General features: G+C 51.1%; 15 protein-coding genes. 3 read left to right on the top strand and 12 right to left on the bottom strand.

Translation table 11 applies throughout. The features are described from left to right. Window positions 1-7: 7 nt before the first annotated feature. The 3 genes from rsxC to rsxA are packed head-to-tail and all read right to left on the bottom strand — an operon-like array spanning window position 8 to window position 2,758. Complete coding sequence (gene rsxC / locus P9H32_RS15885; protein ID WP_322609900.1) at window positions 8-1,330, bottom strand: electron transport complex subunit RsxC; 1,323 nt, start codon at window positions 1,328-1,330, stop codon at window positions 8-10. Next, window positions 1,327-2,154: an RnfABCDGE type electron transport complex subunit B gene (locus P9H32_RS15880; protein ID WP_322609899.1), complete on the bottom strand. Its 828-nt coding sequence runs from the start codon at window positions 2,152-2,154 to the stop codon at window positions 1,327-1,329. Before P9H32_RS15880 ends, rsxC begins: the two co-directional genes overlap by 4 nt. Window positions 2,155-2,167: 13 nt before the next feature. After that, window positions 2,168-2,758, bottom strand: coding sequence for an electron transport complex subunit RsxA (gene rsxA, locus P9H32_RS15875; protein WP_130597156.1), 591 nt, complete (start codon window positions 2,756-2,758; stop codon window positions 2,168-2,170). Window positions 2,759-3,171: 413 nt separating this feature from the next. Here rsxA and P9H32_RS15870 point away from each other — a divergent pair, with 413 nt between their 5' ends. Continuing rightward, window positions 3,172-3,351 carry a hypothetical protein gene (locus P9H32_RS15870; RefSeq protein ID WP_322609897.1) on the top strand — a complete coding sequence of 60 codons (180 nt, stop codon included), beginning with the start codon at window positions 3,172-3,174 and terminating at the stop codon, window positions 3,349-3,351. A gap of 22 nt (window positions 3,352-3,373) precedes the next feature. Here P9H32_RS15870 and P9H32_RS15865 read toward each other — a convergent pair whose 3' ends face one another. Further along, a complete protein-coding gene (locus P9H32_RS15865) occupies window positions 3,374-4,606 on the bottom strand; it encodes a cation:proton antiporter (protein WP_322609896.1) in 1,233 nt (410 codons plus the stop codon). Between the two features lie 24 nt (window positions 4,607-4,630). After that, window positions 4,631-5,536, bottom strand: a complete 906-nt coding sequence (locus tag P9H32_RS15860) for a lysophospholipid acyltransferase family protein (protein WP_322609895.1) — start codon at window positions 5,534-5,536, stop codon at window positions 4,631-4,633. Window positions 5,537-5,629: 93 nt separating this feature from the next. On the opposite strand from P9H32_RS15860, the gene P9H32_RS15855 reads away from it, so the two are divergent. Both P9H32_RS15855 and P9H32_RS15850 read left to right on the top strand, forming a co-directional pair. Beyond that, on the top strand, window positions 5,630-6,277 hold the full coding sequence (locus tag P9H32_RS15855) for a 6-phosphogluconolactonase (RefSeq protein WP_322609894.1): 648 nt from the start codon (window positions 5,630-5,632) through the stop codon (window positions 6,275-6,277). A 71-nt stretch (window positions 6,278-6,348) separates the two neighbouring features. Continuing rightward, window positions 6,349-9,240, top strand: a complete 2,892-nt coding sequence (locus tag P9H32_RS15850) for an insulinase family protein (RefSeq protein ID WP_322609893.1) — start codon at window positions 6,349-6,351, stop codon at window positions 9,238-9,240. Window positions 9,241-9,351: 111 nt separating this feature from the next. On the opposite strand, the gene P9H32_RS15845 is transcribed toward P9H32_RS15850, so the two are convergent. The 7 genes from P9H32_RS15845 to P9H32_RS15815 all read right to left on the bottom strand — a co-directional run bounded on the left by P9H32_RS15845 (window position 9,352) and on the right by P9H32_RS15815 (window position 17,820). After that, window positions 9,352-10,635 (bottom strand): hypothetical protein, encoded by a 1,284-nt coding sequence (locus P9H32_RS15845; RefSeq protein ID WP_322609892.1) that lies wholly within the window; start codon window positions 10,633-10,635, stop codon window positions 9,352-9,354. A 127-nt stretch (window positions 10,636-10,762) separates the two neighbouring features. After that, window positions 10,763-11,197, bottom strand: coding sequence for an ExbD/TolR family protein (locus P9H32_RS15840; RefSeq protein WP_322609891.1), 435 nt, complete (start codon window positions 11,195-11,197; stop codon window positions 10,763-10,765). Between the two features lie 2 nt (window positions 11,198-11,199). Then, window positions 11,200-11,604, bottom strand: coding sequence for an ExbD/TolR family protein (locus P9H32_RS15835; protein ID WP_322609890.1), 405 nt, complete (start codon window positions 11,602-11,604; stop codon window positions 11,200-11,202). Between the two features lie 53 nt (window positions 11,605-11,657). Beyond that, entirely contained in the window at window positions 11,658-12,419 is a 762-nt protein-coding gene (locus tag P9H32_RS15830; protein ID WP_322609889.1) for a MotA/TolQ/ExbB proton channel family protein, read from the bottom strand. Between the two features lie 24 nt (window positions 12,420-12,443). After that, window positions 12,444-13,337: a tetratricopeptide repeat protein gene (locus P9H32_RS15825; protein WP_322609888.1), complete on the bottom strand. Its 894-nt coding sequence runs from the start codon at window positions 13,335-13,337 to the stop codon at window positions 12,444-12,446. Next, the gene (locus tag P9H32_RS15820; RefSeq protein WP_322609887.1) at window positions 13,337-16,159 is read right to left on the bottom strand and encodes a tetratricopeptide repeat protein; all 2,823 of its coding nucleotides are present in this window, start codon (window positions 16,157-16,159) and stop codon (window positions 13,337-13,339) included. Before P9H32_RS15820 ends, P9H32_RS15825 begins: the two co-directional genes overlap by 1 nt. A 413-nt stretch (window positions 16,160-16,572) precedes the next feature. Then, window positions 16,573-17,820 (bottom strand): cation:proton antiporter domain-containing protein, encoded by a 1,248-nt coding sequence (locus tag P9H32_RS15815; protein WP_322609886.1) that lies wholly within the window; start codon window positions 17,818-17,820, stop codon window positions 16,573-16,575. Window positions 17,821-17,824 lie beyond the last annotated feature (4 nt).

Below are 17,824 nucleotides of genomic sequence, written 5' to 3'. Positions count from 1 at the left end.
TCTTCCCTTATTTCCTCAGGCCGGCACGAATCTCGACCTTGGCTCGTTTAAACTGCTGGTTCAGCGGACGGTGCGACGGGCAGGAATAGGAGCACGATCCACATTCAATACAGGCCATGACATTCAGCCTTTCCGCCCAGTCAAACCGATTATTCTCCACCGCCTGACTGATGGTTGCCGGCAGGATCTGCATCGGACAGCAGTCAACACAGCGACCGCAACGAATGCACGGCTCGGAGGTGTAGAGCGAAACCTCATCCTTTGCAATCAGCAGCACCCCGGAGGTGTTTTTCATCACCGTTACATCAAGTGAACTCTGCGCAATCCCCATCATGGGCCCGCCCAGCAGCAGTTTTGCCGGCTGTTCCTTAATGCCGCCCGCCAGTTTGAGCACTTCATCAATCGGTGTTCCAATACGCAACTTCCAGTTGCCGGGATCATTCAGCGGTTTTCCGGTCACCGTGGTGATGCGCTCAATAGAAGGGATCCCCTTCACCACCGCTTCCGCCACCGCCACGGCCGAAGCGACATTCTGCACCACGCAGCCGACATCGCTCGGCAGTTTACCCACCGGAACTTCGCGCCCGGTAATGGCATAAATCAATTGTTTTTCTGCGCCCTGCGGATAATTCACCGGCAGCGAGGCCACTTCGACGTTGTATTCTCCAGCCACTTTTTCCAGAGCCTGAATGGCATCGGGTTTATTGCTTTCCACCCCGATCACAGCACCTTCCAGCCCCAGAATGCGCGCAAGGATCGCCGCACCGAGCACCACCTCTTCAGCCTGTTCGAGCATGAGCCGATGGTCGGCCGTGAGATAGGGCTCACATTCGGCCCCGTTCAAAATCAGTTTATCCACCGGTTTATCTTCCGGCGGCGACAGCTTGACGTGCGCCGGGAAACCCGCACCGCCCATTCCAACAACACCCGCATCCCAGACCCGCTGCTTCAGCTCGGCCGGATCGGTCTGCCGCCAGTCGGCCATCGGCTCAAACGGACTGCCCCACTCATCCTCCCCGTCGGCTTCAATCACAATACAGGGGACACTGACCCCCGTCGGACCCGGTACCTTATCAATCAGTTTCACCGTCCCGGAAGTGGGAGCATGCAGCGGAACCGAAACAAAACCGGACGCTTTGCAGAGCAGCGAACCCTTTTTCACAGCATCGCCTTTTTTCACCAGCAACTCCGGCGGCGCACCGATATTCTGATGCATGATCACTTTATAGGTGTCATAAAGCGGAGCGGTCTGAATCGCTTTATGGGCTGAAAGCGCTTTGGAATCGTTCGGATGAACCCCGCCCTTGAATTTACGCGGCTTTTCACTCATTTCGATGCTCCTCCATAGGCCCCTTTTGCATGCTCTTCATCGATGCGCAGTGCCGTTGTCGGGCAGCCGGCGGCTTCGACGAGGGAGGCCGGCGGCGGATTTTCATAGTTACTGCGAATCAGGAACCCGTCGATTTCCATATAGTCCTCTTCGCCGGAGGCCTTCACACATTTACGGCAGGCAATGCAGGCGGTTTTGCAGACCTTACGTTTCACGGCCCCTTTTTCCGGCGAATTGCAATAGACGTGGGTCGTGGCCGAAGCCGGAACCATGGTAATGAGATCTTTCGGACAGGCCGCCACACAGTTTTCGCAGCCGACGCAGAGTTCTTTGTGCACAACGGCCAGGCCATCGCGAATCTCAATGGCCCCGAACGGACAGGCTTCCGCACAGGAACCGAAACCGAGACAGCCGTAGTCGCACCCCTTGGCCCCGCCGGCAACCAGCACCGCCGACCGGCAGTCGCGCACACCGTTATAAAGTGATCGCACGGTATTCGGGATATCACCGGAACAGCGCACCAGCGCCACCATCTTTTCCTTTTCCTCGGCCGCAATGCCGAGATAATCGGAAATCGCCACAACATCTTCCGGCGAACAGACCGGACAGCCGGCCGGAGTCGCTTTTCCGGCAACAACGCCTTTGGCAAAGTCCGCACAGCCGGCAAAACCGCACCCGCCGCAATTGGCCCCGGGCAGCATCTCTTCGACCTGCTCGATACGCTCATCGATATCCACCGCAAAAACCTTCGCCACAATTCCGATAATCACACCGAGAAAAATGCCGAGAACACCAACCGTCAAAATAGGTAATAATACATCCATGAATAACACGTCCTTACACTAGCCCGGAGAAGCCCAGAAAGGCCATAGCCAGAATGCCGGCGGTGACCAGTGAGATGGCTGTACCCTCAAATGCCTCAGGTACTTTGGCGAGATCCAGCTTTTCGCGCAGACTCGAAAAAAGAATCAGAGCCAGCGCAAAACCCAGGGCGGAGCAAAATCCGTAAATCGTGGCCCCGTACCAGGTCGACTGTACCGATTCCGGAGCCGACTTGGCGTTGAGCACCACGGCCCCGAGCACCGCGCAGTTGGTGGTGATGAGCGGAAGAAAAATACCCAGACTCTCATACAATTTAGCGCTGAGTTTCTGCAGCATGATTTCCACCAGCTGCACCAGCGAAGCAATCACCACAATAAAGACCAGCGTCTGGAGATATTGCAGCTTCATCGGCACCAGCAACAGCTGATTGATAATCGAGCTCACCAGTGACGCCAATGTCATTACAAAAATAACCGCACCCGACATCCCCAACGCCGTATCCAGCTTTTTCGATACCCCCAGAAACGGACAGACTCCCAGAAACTTCGACAATACAAAGTTATTCACGAGAATCGCGCCGATGGTGATCACGAGAAATTCATTCATCATGCTATATACCCCTGTTCTAAGAACGCGACAAAGCAAGCTATGATACGCAGCAGACCTGCTTCGGCAATCCCATTAACCCGGGACAGGTCAATTTAGAATCAATATCAACAATAGCCCGGAATAGCGCTTGTTATATCGATTGAAATATAGCGTTTGAAACACTTTGATTTTGCGAACCCATGCAGTCTCCCCATTTCAGTTTTTCCGATGCCAAAGCAGCTGGGTGCACGGCGATATCTGCAGCCAAGCCCCCTCTGAAAAACCTCTTGTCGACAAACTGAAAGTGGTCTGACACCTCTCCCCTCCGCGAACATGCGATCAAAGCCGATACTTATTGTATTATAAAAATAATTGAAAATAAATTAGCACTATCCTATACCTCACGCACTAATCAGAAGTTAAGGAGAATCATGGCAAGAACCCCCACAGGAAAAGCAACAAAAACCATCGGGATCAATATGTCCGAAAAAATGGCTGAAGAACTGACCCAGCGCGCGGACTCCATGCATCTGTCGGTCAGTAAATACTGCAAAATAATTTTGCAGCAGTGGATCGATTCCGGGAAACAGCTGAATCTGACCGAACGCTGAATTTAAAACCGCGGGAATTCATTCAGCCGGCCACGTTGAGGTCGGCTTTTTTCAGATATCCCCGAACCACTAGGATATTCACCACCAGCGTAAAGATACTCAGCACCAGTGCCGTATGCAGAAAGACATTCCGAAACCGGTAATCGACCGGAAGCATCAGAATCAATGCCACAGAAAGCGCACCCTTGAGACCTCCCAGGTTCAGCACATGCATCCATGAAAGAGGCAACCTGAACCGGAACACGCTGAACAGCACCCCGAACCCATAGATCACCACACTGCGGGAAAACAGCAGCGCGACCAACGAGATCAAAATCAGGCTCCACTGAAATGCATCGGTATGACTGCCGATCTCAGCCCCCAGAATAAAGAACAGAATCGAATTGGCCAGTTCGCTGAGAAAATCCCAGAACCCTTTGTAAAACCGGGTATCCATATGATTCGGCATCTCAGCCCGCGGAATCTTCCTTACCATGCGTTCCATTGTCAGCGTGGCCGCCATCACCGCAATCACACCCGAAACATCAAACCCGCCCTGCGCCGCACAAAAAACCAGATAGACCGCAATCAACGGCAGCAGCGGGGCGATGAAATGATCTTTCAGGGCTCGCCAGCTGCGCATCAGCAAAACACATCCTGCTCCCGCCGTCACACCCAGCAGCAGCGCCGCAGAAACAGACAGCACAAACTGCATGACCCCGTCAGCAAAAATAAGGTCATGGCCTTCAATCACCCGGGTATAAAGCAATGAGAAAAGAATCACCGTTGTACCGTCGTTGAGGAGCGATTCCCCCTCCACCAGCATTTTAAGTTTTTCGGGAACCGGAAATACGCGGAAGATTGCCGAAACGGCCACCGGATCCGTGGCCGACATAATACCGCAGAACAGCAGCAAATCCATCCCCGGAATTTTCGTAAACACCAACAACGGCATCGCCATCACAAACATACTGACCAGAATACCCAGTGTAGCCAAAACGGTCGCCGGCCAGACCACAGCTTCCGCCTCTTTCAGGCGCAGTTTCCGTGTGGAATCAAATATCAGAACCGGCAGAATCAAATAAAGAATCACATCGGGGTTCAAAAAAATACGCGGCAGTTGCGTAATTAAATGCTCCTGCAGAAATCCGTAAATAATCCCAAACAGAACGATCCAACAGACGATCGGAAGCGGAGACTTCCGGAAATAGTGGGAGGTTGCGCAAAGACCGATCAGAAAAATACAGACAAACACCAGATGGCTTTCAACACCCATATGCACTCCTTGCTGAAAGAAGAATCAACCGGCCTGCTTTTTCAATCGTCGACGGATTTCCTGTCCCTCCAACGGTTTTGTATTCCACCGGCGATGCATCCAGATCCACTGCTCCGGCGCCTCACGCACCGCATCCTCAATCACCGCATTATACCTCCGCGTCGCGGCATACACCGCCTCATCCGAACGATCCGCCGGCGGCTCCAGCATGGGTTGCACTTTCAACCGGAACGTTCCGTCCGGCTTGCGGTAAATGAAAACCGGAACAACCGGCGCCTGCGATTGCGCCGCCATATAGGCCAACCCCGGCGACGTACAGGCCGGCATCCCGAAAAAATCGACAAAAATCCCCTGATCGCGCGTCATATTCTGATCGATAATCATACCGACGGCTTCATTTCGGCGCAGCGCCTTCAGGCAGTCGCGATATGCATTTCTGCTCGAAAGGAACGTCAACCCTTCATGGGAGCGAAGTTTTTCAATCACCTCGTTCACCGCCTCATCCTTGATTTTCTTCACAATGGTACTGAGCTTATATCCCTGAGCCGCCGTGGCCATGGGCATCAACTCAAAACAGCCGATATGCGCTGTAAGTGCAATCATCCCTTTTCCCCGGCTAAACGCTTCGTCCGCATGTTCGCGCCCCTCAATCTCCACGACTTGGCTCACCCGATCCAGTCCCTTCATCGAATACCAGATAAACTCCACAAAATGAACCCCCTGCAGGCGGTACATCCGGTTGATTATCGCCTTACGTTCTCCAGCCGACAGTTCCGGCATCGACCGCTCCAACGCCTGAAACGCATCCGTCCGGTGATGCCGAATAACGTTTCCGAATACAAAACCGATGAATGCACCGAGCCCCCGAACCGCAAACAACGGCATGATCCCGACCAACCAGAGCAGAAATGTGAGTAATACTTTAACCATAGGTTTAAAAGGTGCATGAATCCGCAATTCGGGGCAATGATCTTTGCGTAAAATGATCGTTTACAAACTCCGGAACCGCTATGCTCTGACCTCATGAAAATACACTCTTTTAACACGGCCGAAGACCTGATCCGCCAGACACTGGACATTTTACGCAAAACCCTTCCAACCCCTGGAAATATGATGCTCAGCGGCGGCTCCACACCCTATGTCATCTATAACCGCCTCGCGGCCGCCCCCTGCCCCGTGCATGCACAGCGCAACCTTTTCCTGAGCGATGAACGGATGCAACCGTTCAACTCCGATAAAAACAACGCCCACAACCTGCTTCCCATGCTCCAGGCACTAGACTGCCATGGAAACTTTCTGCAGGTCGATACCGCCCTTTCCCCGGCTGCCGCCGCCGAAAAATATGCACAAGCACTCGAACCGATGAAATCCATCGATCTGGGCTTTCTCGGAATGGGCAACGATGGACATACCGCCGGATTCTTCACGCCCGAACAGGCCCGCATTCAAAACCGGCTCACGCTCCACACCGACCGACCGGACGGTATGCAGGGCGTCAGCGTCACCCCCGCCTTTTTCCAGCGGGTGGAAAAGATCATCCTGCTCGTTACCGGAGAATCCAAGCGCAAAATCCTCAACACCCTGATAAACGACCCCCAATCCATTGCCGCCGGTATTGCCCTTTCTTCCCACCCCGATTGCGAGCTTTGGACCGATCTCGTCCTCACTTAAAACTTCCTTAATCCATTCGCAAAGACAGACCTTATCCGGTATGGATTCACGATTCAATTATGGAGCACTTTATGAACGATTTTGAGTTGATACGCACTGAAGAAGTCAACGAGCTGAACACCACCGCAAAAATCTACCGCCACATTCCCACCGGCGCGGAGATTCTTTCGATGGAAAACGACGACGAAAACAAGTGTTTCGGCATTGCTTTCCGCACCCCGCCGTCGGATTCCACCGGCGTGGCCCACATTCTTGAACACACCGTACTGTGCGGATCCGAAAAATATCCGGTAAAGGACCCCTTTGTACAGCTGCTCAAAGGTTCGCTGCAGACCTTCCTTAACGCGTTCACTTATCCCGACAAAACCTGCTATCCGGTCGCCAGCCAGAACCTCAAGGATTTCCATAATCTGGTGGATGTCTATCTCGATGCCGTTTTCAACCCGCGGATCACCGAAGATTTCTTTATGCAGGAAGGCTGGCACTACAGCCTGGAAAACAAGGAGGACGACCTTAAATTCAAAGGGGTCGTCTATAATGAAATGAAAGGCGTCTACTCCTCGCCCGACTCCCTGCTCATGGAAGCGTCCCAGCAATCGCTCTATCCCGACACCACCTACGGCCTTGATTCCGGCGGAAACCCGGCAAATATCCCCGACCTCACCTATGAACAATTCAAGGCTTTCCACGACAGCCTTTATCATCCATCCAACGCCCGCATTTTCTTTTATGGCGATGATCCGGTTGAGGAACGGTTTAAACTGCTGAAAGGCTATCTGGGGCAATACACTAAAAGTGACCCCGATTCCAATGTGCAGCTGCAACCGGCTCTGCCGGAACCGGTCCGCGTTGAAAAATCCTATGCCGTTTCTACCGACGATGAAGATCCGCAGCCGATGTTCACCGTCAACTGGTCGCTCCCCTCTCCGACCGATGCCGAAACCGTTTTCGCCTTCAACCTGCTCGACCATATTCTGCTCGGCACCCCGGCATCGCCGCTGCGCAAAGGACTCATTGAATCCGGCCTCGGCGAAGATATCACCGGCGGCGGCATTGAAACCCATATGATTCAGATGATGTATTCCATCGGCCTGAAAGGCATTGATGCCGAAAACCTGGATAAAGGCGAAGCCCTCGTTTTCCAGATCCTGGAAAATCTCGTCAAACAGGGCATCGATCCCGACGACATCGCAGCCGCACTGAACACCTTTGAATTCGAACTGCGCGAAAACAACTCGGGCGGATTTCCCCGCGGCCTTTCACTCTGGCTGAAATCGCTCAATGCCTGGATCTATGACGCCGATCCGCTGGAGCTCATCGCCTTTGAAGAACCGCTGCAGCATCTCAAAAAGCGGGCATTGGAACCCGGCTATTTTGAAAACATGATCCGTGAATATTTTATCAATAATACCCACCGTTCAACGGTATTGCTGATTCCCGATCGAGAGTTTTCCGCGCGCACGGAGAAAGAAGAACAGGACCGGCTTGCCGCCATCAAAGCCAGCATGACCGAACAGCAGCTTAACGATATTGTGACCAATACAAAACGGCTTCTTGAATTGCAATCCACGCCGGATTCCGATGAAGCACTCTCTACGATTCCCCTGCTGCAGCGCGAGGATCTTGATAAAAAAGTGAAAACAGTCCCCTTCACCACGCAAAATATTCTGGGTACCACCGTGGTGAAACATGACCTGTTCACCAACGGCATTCTCTATCTGGACATCGGCCTGAACCTCCACGGTCTGGACCAGGAAGATCTTCCCTACGCCTCATTACTCGGCAGTATTCTACTCGAAATGGGCACACAGTCGGAAGATTATGTAACGCTCTCGCAACGGATCGCCAAAGCAACCGGCGGCATATACGGCACCCCCTTCCTTTCTGCGCAAAAAGACAATGAAACGGGAATCACCCGCTTTTTCCTGCGCGGAAAATGCATGACGGGGCAGACCAAAGCGTTGCTGGATATTATGCACGACATCCTGCTTACCGCAAAATTTGACGACAAAGAACGCTTCAAACAGATCGTCCTCGAACATAAATCCGAGCTCGAAACCGGGGTGGTACCCCGAGGACATTCGGCCGTAATGACCCGCCTGAAAGCACAGCATCATGAAGCCCACTGGGCCAACGAAATGATGGGCGGCGTGGAAGCACTCTTTTTCATTCGCAAGTTGGCCGATGAGCTTGATCAAAACTGGGACGCCATTCTTCAACGGCTCGAAAAAATCCGGCAGACCCTTGTATGCCGCGATCATATCCTCATCAATGTCACCGTCGATCCCGGCGCCATGGAAACCACCATCCAGACTCTGGAACAGTTTATCGAAAACCTTCCGGCAACCGGGGCCTTTTCTTCCAAAGTCTGGAAACCCGCACCGTTTCCGGAATCGGAAGCCCTTACAGCACCGACCATGGTCAATTATGTAGGTTGCGCAGCCAACCTGTTCGATGCCGGCTATAAAATGCACGGTTCGGCCATGGTGATTACCCGCTATCTGCAAACCGCCTGGCTCTGGGAAAAAATCCGCGTTCAGGGCGGCGCCTATGGCGGCATGTGCGCCTTCGACCAGCGCTCCGGCGTATTCACCTTTGCCTCCTACCGCGACCCGAACCTTGAAAACTCTCTCGAGGTCTATAAGCAGACCGGAGAATATCTGAAAAACCTACAGTTAAGTGAAGACGAACTCACCCGTGCACTGATCGGTGCCATCGGCACGCTGGATGCTTATCAGTTGCCTGATGCCAAGGGCTATTCCAGCACCATGCGTTACCTGCTGAATTATACCGACGAAGAACGTCAGAAACTGCGCGATGAAGTGCTAGCCACCACGCAGGCTCATTTCAACACTTTTGGCGATGTCCTCATTCAGGCCTTTGAAAATTCAGCAGTATCCGTCCTCTGCTCTCCGGAATCCGCCGAACGCGCCGGACTGCTGACCAGAACCAAAGTGCTTTAATCCGAAGAACCTCACGACGTGCATTCAGCGGGCGGATCACTCTCCGCCGCGTTCCGAATTGCACAAAAAATCCCGGTTTGAACCGGGATTTCACAGACTTTAAAACGGAGCTTAGTTGCTCTGTTTGTTTCCGTATTCTGCCATATATTTGCTATAGAGCTTTTGCTCCTGTTCATTCATGAACTTTTTGATGTCATCAATGACGGAACCATCGGCGTTAAAACTTTTGACAATCGGTCCGAACTGTTCTCCGAGAACACGATTTGCCCCATCAGAATTTTTTCCGGCTTTGGCCAGAACCACAACGTTGATCGTCGGCCATTTCTTTTTGTCCGGCCCATACACATCAAGACACATAGCAGACAGTGCTTTTGCCATTTTCCGAGGATTGTTATCTGATATTTTTTCCCGCTCTCCGTTGGCTTTTGTTTTTGTATCATTCCAACCATCAATATAATTGGTGGTCAGCACAAAAATGGTATCCGGTTTCTGTTCCAGGATCGCCCAGGCCACACCACGGCCCCAATGCATAAATCCACCAGGTGCATCCGGAGCATATTTCTTTTCCAAGGCCGCCGGAACAGAGTAGGGATAAGCCCATTTGGTTGAATAATCAGGCAGGTTATCTACCCGTTTCGGATAGTTGTTATATGCCCTGTTGATGCGTCCGCGCGGCTCTTTCGGAATCGCAAAACAGTATTGATAGTCACCCTCGAGCGGGTTTACCGGATCCATCCAATCTTTGACTTTCTGCTTATTGACGGGGGTTGCAAGCTGCATATTCGGCTCCATGGCCCAGGCATCGCCTGCAAAATAGGCGATTACATTAAAGAGCGTATATTCCGGCAGAGTATCCACCAGATCTTCAAGCCGGTTGCGAATGGTCAGTCCCGTCATGCGCGAAAACGGCGTGTACTTATCTTTTCCATTCTTACTGCCTGCACTGATCGTTGCGGGACCGAAATGGACGACAAATACCACTTTTTCACCTTTGGCTTTGGCGCCGAAAAAATCCATTTCCGGCATGGAAAAGCCTATGCTTTCCATTCCGCTTCCGCTCCCCTCCATAGCTCCCAGCCCACCTTTAACCCCGCTGATTTCAGGCATCTTAAATTCCGGTGTTTTTCGCTGGATATTTTTTACCACCACACGTTTGCGGAGTTTTGGTTTCGGCTTGTTTTTCTTCATCTTCACCGGAACCTGAAGCTTTTTAAGCTTCTGCTTCGGACGGTTCACCGGCTTGGCTTCAAACTGTTTATCTTCCTTCTGAATAACCGTTACGGCTACAAATGAAATGGCAACAAGAATCAGTACGGCATGAATACCCAGACTGATCATTGCCGCACTTGATTTGGCATGCTTTGCAAAAAAACCTTTTTTCTTCGGCTTACTCATAGCGACTCCTCATGATACCGCATTTAATATAACAAGGTCTCAGGACACATATTTCGGGGAAGCAGGATTTTTACTACAGAAAAAGTAAGGCGGTGTTCTCACACCGCCTTATTTTTCAGATTACATATTACATGGACATACTGAATGACATGTTTTTCACGTTGGCCGCCGCACAGGCATCCATGACACGGATAATCCGCCCATGTAATGCCTTATCGGCCGGCATGATATTGACAATCAGATCAGTGCCGGAAGAGTCTGCAGCCTCTTTCAGCGAAAGCAACTGACCAATCAGATCATCCATATTGTTCTGATCTTTTGCAAATACCATTCCATTAATCACGATATCGCCCAGCTCTGAAACTTCGATCAGCACTTCGATCGGGAGATCCAGCGGCTCTGTCACATCTACCTTCGCAGGAAGCATGAAGGAGAGGTCGGCTTCCTTTTTGACGAGGGAGGCTGTTACCATAAAGTAGATGAGCAGCAGGAATACAACGTCAATCAGCGGAGCGATTTCCAGCTCAGCCTTCTTATTCATCATTTCTTCAATAAGTTTCATGACTATTCCTCGAAAGTTGCATAGATGAGGTCGGTTGCTCCGACTTCACCGCAGGCGATCATAATATCCTTACACGTCTTATATTCGACGCGGCGATCCGCACGAATCAGGATGCGCAGATCCGGATTAAGATCCAGCTCCGTTGCAATATAGTCTTTCAACTCTTCAGTCGTTACAGCAAGCGTACCGACATAAACCTGATTATTAGCGTCAATGGACAGCATCATACGGCCTTTTGTGTCTTCAGGAACTTTGGCGTGGGACGATTCAGGAATCTCCACCTCGACCTTTTCCAGTTCCGTTACCACAGAGGCCACCATGAAGAAGATGAGCAGCAGGAACACAAGGTCGATCATCGGCCCCATGTCAATTGAAACATCATCTCTGGATGGTCCTTTAATATTCATTACACACCTCGCTTTGGAGGGTTACACCACACAGGAGTCATACAGACCCCGATTTACTCTTCGCCGCCTTGGAATCCGAGCGGAAGTTCACCGGTTTCCAGGGTATCGAGCAGACCGCCAATGTTACGGCCGAGGGTTGCTGTGGATTTAATAAAGCTGTTACGGAAGTAGTAGTATGCCAGCATGGACGGAATCGCGATCAGCAGACCGGTCGCCGTCGTCACAAGGGCCTCACCAATGTTTCCAGCGAGTGCTTCCGGCTTACCCATACCCTGCGAACCGATGGTCTGGAAGGCCTTGATCATACCGGATACGGTACCGAGCAGTCCGAGCATCGGAGCAGTTGCACCGATAATCGAAAGATAATCAATCGGCTTCATGTAAGAAGTGATCTCCTCCGTAGAGGCTTCATCGATAGCTTCTTTCACTTTGTTCAGATTGATTTCCCGGGTCGTTGAACAACGTTCGAGACCGGCAGAGAATACATAGGTAAAGAGCGTTTCATTTTCCTTGCAAAGGCTATGTGCTTCAACAATTTTTTTATCTTTCATCATCTGAATGAATTCCGGAATGAGGTCCGGACGCAAAAGCACTTTTTCGCGCAGTCCCAAGGCATTCTGAACGATGAAATAGACCATCGCCATTGACATCAGGCCCAGCGGCCACATGGCCCAGCCTCCCTGCTTGATCATCTGCCACAGTGTGGTTTTCTGAACATTTGCAGCCGCTTCAGCAGCTGCTCCGTCTTGGCCGAATGTTGTCACGGCCAAAACCAAACTCAGGCAAAAAGCCGTTGTGATAATTTTCTTATTCATTTTAATTACTCCTTCTCCTGTCGGTTAAGCTTCAGACTCTTCAATGGATTTCTGTAATTCCTGTTCAGCACGGATCTGTTCGATCTTGGCCTTCAGCTGCTGAGCCAGGTCATCTTCATTAGTGTTTTTGTACAAAAGGGAAATCTGCCGGATGACCTCCTCGGCGGAATCAAGCATGATGGGATTTTCCCGGCCCAGTTCGGTGTAAATCTGAGCACAGAGCAATTCAGCCGGCTGCATCCATTCCGGGTCCTGACTGTTGAATGCAATCACTTTGGCAACCAGCTCCATGGCATCGGCATACTGCTTTTTTAAAACCAACAGCTTAGACGAAATATAAAGCTTATCCGCAGAAGCATCCGCGGTCAGATCTGTGCTCCAGCCGTATTCGGTTATCAGCTGTTCTGCGGCGACCGCATCGCCCGAATCAATCAGCGCCAGCACTTTATAAGTACGCGCTTTTTCCTGCAGCACAGTATCCCGGTCATCGGCCGCGATGGTTTCAGCAATATCAATCGTTTTGGGATAATCTTTTGTTTTGTAATAGAGTTCCATCAGCAACGCGTTGTAGCGGGACAGATTGGAAGGGATATCCTTATAATCCTGATAGGGCTTTAATGCCGAATTAAGTGCATTGATCACCCGCTCGTATTCACGATTCCGGTTCATTTCATTGAGTTTTTCCTGATCGATTTTTATATCGAAAACAAGTTCCTTAATGGTGTTTGCACCCAGACGAATCGGTCGTGCCCCCATGTCGGTGGAAAACTCAATCCAGTCGCCATCACGCCCCACCACGTTTCCCTTCCAGGAACGCCCGCCCGGCATCATAAGCTCAGCCTGCAGCGAAGCGGCTTCAACTGCGGCCCCGGCAAGAAAGACACCGGCGAGTGCGACACTGTATATAGATTTGTTCATTATTGTCCCTCGTATTTCTTAAGCTGCAAACGAACCTGCTCTGCCAGCGGATTGGTATTGGTGTACACATCCTCCAGCATCGCCTGAAGCGTTTTAACGGCATCTTCCTCACGTCCCATTTTTTTGAGCACATCGGCCGCTGCAAGATAGCCTTTAGCTGCCCAGTCGCCATCCGAATAGCTCTTGAAGAGCAGATAAACGCGCTGATAGAAACTATGTGCTTTTTCCAGATCACCGGCAGCCATAGCACAGTTGCCCATACCGAACATGGCCTCTGCAAACAGCGGTCCGCGCCATTCCGGAACCCCCAGGATCATATTATAGGAAGCCTCGGCCTCCTCCAGCCGGCCCATCTTGAATTCCGTATCCGCCTTGATGATCTGCGCCCAGCCCATATGAGGTTCGGCACCGAACATACCCTGAGCCTCATCAATCGACCACAGCACATCCTTATAGTTCTCTTCAGCAAGATACATGAATGTCTTTGCGCGGTAGGCATGCCACAACAGATCAGATTCCTCAAAATTCCCGATAAAGTATTCACTCAGGCGCTTCATTTGCTCCACATCGCCCATATCAGCCGCCGCATCACACATCAGTGCAAGGGATGCCGGCGTGGTCAGTTTCAGCGGCACATCGTCTTCAAGCAGTTCCGCACCGAAAGCCGCTGCGATATCTTCGCCTTCGAGTAGAACCTGAGTAACCTGCAACCGAAGGCGCAAAACTTCGTAATGCGGATCGATATTGGTCAGTTTTAATTTAACCCGTAGCGACAAACTGTCACGATCGCCTTCGCTGAGGTGGACATTCGAAATCGAGACCAGCTCATGAATGATTTTATCCACACCATTTTTTTCCGCTTCGTTTCCGAAACGTTCAATGGCATCCAGATAGGCGGTAACGGCTTCATCAACCTGTCCCAGTTCAATCTGGGCCTGCCCTTTCCAGAAGGTGGATTCCGCCACATCAGCCTGCTCCTCCCACCTATCCTGATAATAGTTCATCAGGTCGATAATTTCCTGCCACTTATACTCCAGTTTATAAACCTTGGCCGCCTGAAATGCGGCATAGGACGCCTGCATCGACGTAGTCGCTTTATCAATGCCTTTACGGTAGTCAGCAAGCGCACGATCCAGCGTATAAGGATCTTCATTCGTGGCTTCTTTGGCCGCTTCAATATCACCCCGCATGCTGTAGGCTTCGGAAACAAGCACATCTTCCGGGAATTTTTCGATAAACCTGCTGAATACGGCTTCGGCCTCTGCAATTTCTTCGAGACCGAAACGACAGACCCCTTCACGGAACAGTGAAGCGGACAGATGTTCGCCATATTCATTTTCCGTCTGATACTTCTGAAAATCCTTCAAGGCCATCGCGTAGTTGGCCTGCATCATATAGGTCATACCGCGATAGTAGATGGAATCTCCAAAGTGCGAACTTTGCGGATAGTTATCAATAATAACACCGAACTGTTCTCCGGCCGCTTTATAGTCCTGTTTCTGGAAATAACCGAAAGCCAGCATGTAATTCAAATCGGACTGCAACTCGAGTTCCGTTGAGTCATCAGTCTGCGGAAGTACTTCAATATTATCGCGCATTTCTGTGACACGGTTGAAATTCTGTTTCACGAGGTTGTCACGCAACAGCATGGTAAGCAACGTACGGGCATACCGGCCATCCGGATTTTCCTGAAGATAAAGCAAGATACGCTTCTCAGCTTTTGCAACCTGTCCGATATCGTAGAGAATCAAAACAGACTGCAACATGGATGCTTCACCGATTTCACTTACTCGATCATTCTGATAAAGCTTATCGAAGAGGACGTAGCCCTCCCAATAGCGCTTCACCTCTGCATAAATCTGACCGATCCGAAAGGTAACCTCATCCTCGTATGCCGGAAGATCTCTGAGCACTTTCTGCGATTCACGAATATCATCTATCTCATTACGGCGTTCCTGAATGTCGGACTCAGGAATCCCCCGTTTGACATCCGCATCTAGTTTGGCGCTGAGACTTGCAATACGCTTGTCGGCATGATCCAGCAATTTTTCACGCGGCAGAACCATACGATAGAGCAAAAGTGCGTTAAGAAAATCTTCGTCTTCAAAACGGGCTCTGCCCGCTTTCATCAACGTCAGGTTTAGCGTGATATCATATTTCGCTTCGGTACGGTACACCCGCTGCACCCACCCAAACAACTGTCGCCAGTTCTCCGCCTCCACCAGAGCGCGGACCACCATAATCTGACAAAGTTGCTCAACGTGTGGATCCTTCGCATAATCGGCCGCATAGGCCAGCGGCTCGACGGCTTCCGCCCATTTTTCGAGCCGGAAACGCGCCTGACCCAGCAGGAGATTGGCATTATAGAGATCTTCTTTCTCCAAATCAGGGAATCCGAGCAGTCGGGATGAAATCTCTTCTATCTTATCCCACTCTTCGGTATCAAAAAAACCCTGAGCCATCATGCGCAGAGCCATTCGTTCCCGTTTACGGGGTTCATTTGCCAGATATTCATCCAGCACCTTCACTCCGGCCGGAGCATCCCCAACCCGATAATAAGCACGCGCCAGCTGAAACCGGCAGGTCTGACAGGTTTCCTTCCCCTGAGGATCCGTCAAAGGAGCTGTACGATTAATCACTTCTTTCAGCGCCGGAATAGCGCCCCGGTAATCCCATCGCTGCAACATACGATCAGCGGATGCCACAAGGTCGGTAATACCCATGGAGGAATAATCCTGCGCAAAGGAGGTTCCCGTTGACAGCGCAACGACCAACAGCACTGTTTTTAATGCGTGCCCGTAAGAACGGCAGAAAAACTTCATAAACTTACCCCTCGTTACTTAGTGTAACAAAATCTCAACAGAGCCCGTTCGACCCCAGACTGATCATCCCGCTCAGGCAACCCGCCTGCCCGGAAAATACAACAAATGCGATTCGTAACAGCCTATTCCACCAAAGAAACAATTCAAGCCAATAACCTCAAAAAAACTATTGGTGCCGGGCCTTTCAGAGCCCTATGTATTTTTAAATGTCAGCTATTGTCTCGAGCAATATACGGGCCTGATTCATACGAATATTCACCTCAGCACCGCATCCCTTTGGAATTCAACACAATCGGAATACAGTACTGAAAAGGACCAACTTCACCGAACGCAATGCCGAATGAATCTACTCTGACACCAAAGCCGATTTAAGGAACGCCTATGTTTCTGCACGTTTTAATCCATTTTTTCGGTCAACGACTCCGTTCCGCAGCATTAAAGGCTCCCTCAGCCCCGTCATTCCCCGGCTCAAGCACCCTTTCACCGACCAGCCTGATCGTCACCGCGCCGATCGGAGCGGTGAAAATGATACTCATAACCGACACCGCCAGAATCACCTCTCCCGGACCGGTATCCATTCCGGAAGCCCCCATCGCCATCAGCGGCACAGCTCCCATCGCGGCCTGAACCGTCGCCTTCGGCCAATAGGAAACCACCACAAAAAGGCGCTCCTGCATATTCAACGGACTCCCAAACAGCGACAGACCAACACCCAGACTGCGTGCCATCAAACCGCAGAGAATCAACAGCAACCCCGACAAACCGGTATTCCAGGCCAGCGAAATATCCACCTGTGCCCCCACCAGCGTGAAAAGCATAATTGACGCAAACACCCAGAGTTTCCCGAGCTTGGAAGAAATCTCGTGCGCCATCTCTTCGTGTTTCTCGAGAAATATAAATCCGGTAGCCATCACCGCCAGCAAAGCCGCAAAAGCAATTCCCTGTTCTTCAAGAAGATACTGAATACGCACCAGCAGGATCGAAACCCCGATCAAAATCATCGTTCGTTTAGTCGCCCGCGGATTAAAACGCTCAAACAGCTTCAGCAACAAAACCCCCGTCAGCAGCCCAACTGCAATACCGGCCACCACCGACACCGGAATACCCGCAAATTTCATCCAAAGATGCTCAGATGTTCCGGTATAAAGTCCCAGAAATACCGAAAAAATAACAATCGCCACCACATCATCCAAAGACGCTGCTGCCAGAACCAACGTAGGAATACCCTTTTTCGCCCCCATTTTCCGTTCAATGAAATCAATCATCATCGGAACTACAACCGCGGGTGACACCGCCGCCACAATAAACCCGAGCATCGCAGATTCAAGGCGGGTCAACGGAAGAAAATGAGGCCCCAATAAAGCAATCGTTGCCCCCTCGAAGATTCCTGGAACAAACGACAAAAGCAACGCCTGAATCCCCACCCGGTTCAGCGTGTCGCGATTCAGCTCAAGTCCCGCACGCAAAAGGATAATAATCAAAGCGATCATCCGGAGATCAGCAGAGGCCTCCAGGAAACCGGGTTGCAGAATATCACAGACAAAAGGCCCGCAAACCACACCCAACAAAAGCATGCCGAGCAATCCCGGCATTTTAAGCCGCCGGAATATCCAATCCGCCAGCAAACCCAGCAGAATCATCTCGGCAATGCTTACGGCCATAATA

Origin of the sequence: Pontiella agarivorans (assembly GCF_034531395.1) — a bacterium.
Taxonomy (GTDB): domain Bacteria; phylum Verrucomicrobiota; class Kiritimatiellia; order Kiritimatiellales; family Pontiellaceae; genus Pontiella; species Pontiella agarivorans.
Note: the sequence above shows the minus strand (reverse complement) of the source record. Positions and strands in the feature narration are given on the sequence as shown.

Coding starts and splice junctions, on each gene's coding strand:
- P9H32_RS15880 (WP_322609899.1), bottom strand. CDS start 2,154: ATGGATGTATTATTACCTATTTTGACGGTTGGTGTTCTCGGCATTTTT.
- P9H32_RS15865 (WP_322609896.1), bottom strand. CDS start 4,606: ATGGGTGTTGAAAGCCATCTGGTGTTTGTCTGTATTTTTCTGATCGGT.
- rsxA (WP_130597156.1), bottom strand. CDS start 2,758: ATGAATGAATTTCTCGTGATCACCATCGGCGCGATTCTCGTGAATAAC.
- P9H32_RS15820 (WP_322609887.1), bottom strand. CDS start 16,159: ATGAAGTTTTTCTGCCGTTCTTACGGGCACGCATTAAAAACAGTGCTG.
- P9H32_RS15860 (WP_322609895.1), bottom strand. CDS start 5,536: ATGGTTAAAGTATTACTCACATTTCTGCTCTGGTTGGTCGGGATCATG.
- P9H32_RS15855 (WP_322609894.1), top strand. CDS start 5,630: ATGAAAATACACTCTTTTAACACGGCCGAAGACCTGATCCGCCAGACA.
- P9H32_RS15845 (WP_322609892.1), bottom strand. CDS start 10,635: ATGAGTAAGCCGAAGAAAAAAGGTTTTTTTGCAAAGCATGCCAAATCA.
- P9H32_RS15840 (WP_322609891.1), bottom strand. CDS start 11,197: ATGAAACTTATTGAAGAAATGATGAATAAGAAGGCTGAGCTGGAAATC.
- P9H32_RS15825 (WP_322609888.1), bottom strand. CDS start 13,337: ATGAACAAATCTATATACAGTGTCGCACTCGCCGGTGTCTTTCTTGCC.
- P9H32_RS15835 (WP_322609890.1), bottom strand. CDS start 11,604: ATGAATATTAAAGGACCATCCAGAGATGATGTTTCAATTGACATGGGG.
- P9H32_RS15870 (WP_322609897.1), top strand. CDS start 3,172: ATGGCAAGAACCCCCACAGGAAAAGCAACAAAAACCATCGGGATCAAT.
- P9H32_RS15830 (WP_322609889.1), bottom strand. CDS start 12,419: ATGAATAAGAAAATTATCACAACGGCTTTTTGCCTGAGTTTGGTTTTG.
- P9H32_RS15850 (WP_322609893.1), top strand. CDS start 6,349: ATGAACGATTTTGAGTTGATACGCACTGAAGAAGTCAACGAGCTGAAC.
- P9H32_RS15815 (WP_322609886.1), bottom strand. CDS start 17,820: ATGGCCGTAAGCATTGCCGAGATGATTCTGCTGGGTTTGCTGGCGGAT.
- rsxC (WP_322609900.1), bottom strand. CDS start 1,330: ATGAGTGAAAAGCCGCGTAAATTCAAGGGCGGGGTTCATCCGAACGAT.